The sequence below is a fragment of the Saccharomonospora iraqiensis subsp. iraqiensis genome (assembly GCF_000430445.1).
Lineage (GTDB): Bacteria > Actinomycetota > Actinomycetes > Mycobacteriales > Pseudonocardiaceae > Saccharomonospora > Saccharomonospora iraqiensis.
On the sequence record NZ_KE387081.1, the window covers coordinates 3,589 to 6,047 of the forward strand.

The following is a 2,459-nucleotide window of genomic DNA, read 5'->3' on the forward strand; positions in this document are numbered from 1 at the left end:
CACGGGTGACGGCGACCGGGGCGACGACACGGGCGGCGGCGGCCCGGGCGCCGCGACAGCGGGTGCGGACGGACGGGACGCGGCCAGGCTCCCGCGCGAGATCTGGGTGCTGGTCGGTGCCAGCTTCCTCATCGCGATCGGCTACGGGATCATCGGCCCGGCGCTGCCGAACTACGCCGCCAGCTTCGACGTCGGGGTGACCGCCGCGTCCGTGGTGGTCAGCGCGTTCGCGTTCGTCCGGCTGGTGTTCGCGCCCGCGAGCGGACGGCTGGTGACGCGGTTCGGGGAACGGCCGATCTACCTGTGGGGCGTGTCCATCGTCGCGGTGGGCACCCTGCTCTGCGCGGCCGCGACGACCTACTGGCAGCTGCTGCTGTTCCGCTCCCTCAGCGGGATCGGGTCGACCATGTTCACCGTCTCCGCGATCGGGCTGCTGATCCGGATCTCGCCGACCCGGCTGCGTGGCCGGGCCTCCAGCCTGTGGGGCACCAGTTTCCTGCTCGGCGGGATCGCCGGTCCGGTGGTGGGCAGCGGGCTGGTGACGTTCTCGCTGCGCGCGCCGTTCCTCGTCTACGGCATCGCGCTCGTGCTCACCACCGTGCTCGTGTGGTGGCAGCTGCGCGACTCCGAGCTGGTGGCCCGCCCGTCCGACGAGTCGGCCCCGTCGATGACGTTCGGGCAGGCCCTGCGGCACCCGAGCTACCGCGCGGCACTCGGCTCGAACCTGGCCACCGGCTGGGTGGTGTTCGGGGTGCGGATGTCCCTGCTGCCGTTGTTCGTCGCGGAGGTGCTGGGGCGGGACGAGTCGTTCGCCGGCTTCGCGCTGGCGCTGTTCGCCGCGGCCAACGCGCTGGTGCTGCTCTACGCGGGTGGGTTCGCCGACCGCCGGGGGCGCAAGATCCCGGTGCTGGTGGGGCTGGCGCTGTTGGCGGTGGGCGCCGTGGGTCTCGGCCTGAGCGAGAACAGCTGGCTGTTCCTCGCGGCCGTGGTGGTCGCCGGGATGGGGGCCGGTGCGCTGAACCCGGCGCAGAACGCCGCCGTGGCCGACGTGCTCGGCGCGAAGGCCCGCGGCGGGTCGGTGCTGGCCGGCTTCCAGATGGCGGCCGACGTCGGCGCCGTGGTGGGCCCGGTGGTGGCCGGGGCGGTCGCCGAACGGTGGTCGTACACGGCGGCCTTCGGGATCACCGGGATGGTGGTCGTGCTGGCCCTCGGGCTGTGGCTCGGGGCGCGGGAGACGCTGCCGTCCCGGGAGGACGAGGCGCCCGACGGCCCGTCGGACGGCCCCGGGGACGGCGACGCGGCCGCCGGGAGTGCCGGGACCGCGGAGAACGGGGTCACTCGGGTCGCCGGAGCAACCCGCGCCGATGTGCCACGAACAGACCGGCGATCACCAGGACGGTGACGACCAGGGTCACGATCCAGCCCGTGGTCCCGAACGGGTCCTGCTCGCCGGTTCCGGCCGCGGCCACGGCACCGTCCCCGGCGCCGGTCCCGTCGTCGGCCGCACCGGCGGCGGCGTCGGACGGCTCCGGGGTCGACGGTTCGGTGGTGACCGTGCCGACGGCGTCGGTGCCCTCGCCGGTGGCGAGGGTGAAGCCGTAGTCGAACAGCTGCCGGGCCTGCTCGGCGACCCGGACGGGTCGTTGTTCGGCCCGCAGCAGCACCACGGCGAGCCGGGTGCCGTCGCGCTCGGCGGCCCCGGCGTAGGTGTGCCGGGCGTCGTCGGTGAATCCGGTCTTGCCGCCGAGGAAGCCCGGGTAGGAACCCCACAGCCGGTTGTCGTTGCGGACCGGGAAGTCCTCCTCGCCGGGCCCGCCCGGGAACATGATCTCCTTCGTCGCCACGGCCTCGGCGTAGCGCGGCTGCCGCATGGCGTGGTTGAAGATCACGCTCATGTCGTAGGCCGAGGTCATCATGCCGGGCCCGTCCAGGCCCGACGGGGTGGCCACGTGCGTGTCGGTCGCGCCGAGTTCGATGGCCAGCTCGTTCATCTGCCGCACCGTCAGCTTCACCCCGCCGAGCGCGGTGGCCAGCGCGTGCGCGACGTCGTTGCCGGAGCGCATGAGCAGCGCGTGGAGAAGCTGGTCGACGGTGTACTCGGCACCGGCCACGATGCCGACGCAGGTGCACTCCTGGTTCGCGTCCTCCTCGGTCGGGACGACGATCTCGTCCGCGCGCAGTCCGTCCAGGGTGACGAGCGCGAGCAGGGTCTTCACCAGTGAGGCGGGGCGGTACCGCCCGTGCGGGTGGTGCGCCGCGACGACCTCACCGGTGTCCAGGTCGTGCACCAGCCAGGACGCGGCCGTGAGGCCCTCGGGCGGCTGCGGCGCCCCGGCGGGCAGGACGGGACCGCACTCGTCCATCCGCTCGCCGCCCGCCGGGGTGTCCGGCACGGGTGGCGGCGCCGGGGACGGTTCCCCCGGCGGGGGCTCCTCGGAACTGTCCACCGGGGACGGCGG

The 2,459-nt window shown here is 74.3% G+C and carries 2 protein-coding genes; one reads left to right on the plus strand and one right to left on the minus strand.

The features are described 5' to 3' along the window. Positions 1-100 precede the first annotated feature (100 nt). Positions 101-1,402 (plus strand): MFS transporter, encoded by a 1,302-nt coding sequence (locus ACTIR_RS22515; protein WP_199285593.1) that lies wholly within the window; start codon positions 101-103, stop codon positions 1,400-1,402. On the opposite strand, the gene ACTIR_RS0109475 is transcribed toward ACTIR_RS22515, so the two are convergent. Beyond that, positions 1,335-2,459: D-alanyl-D-alanine carboxypeptidase family protein (locus ACTIR_RS0109475; RefSeq protein WP_026454084.1), on the minus strand; the 1,125-nt coding region annotated here is incomplete at its 5' end. The two genes, ACTIR_RS22515 and ACTIR_RS0109475, sit on opposite strands and share 68 nt — an antisense overlap.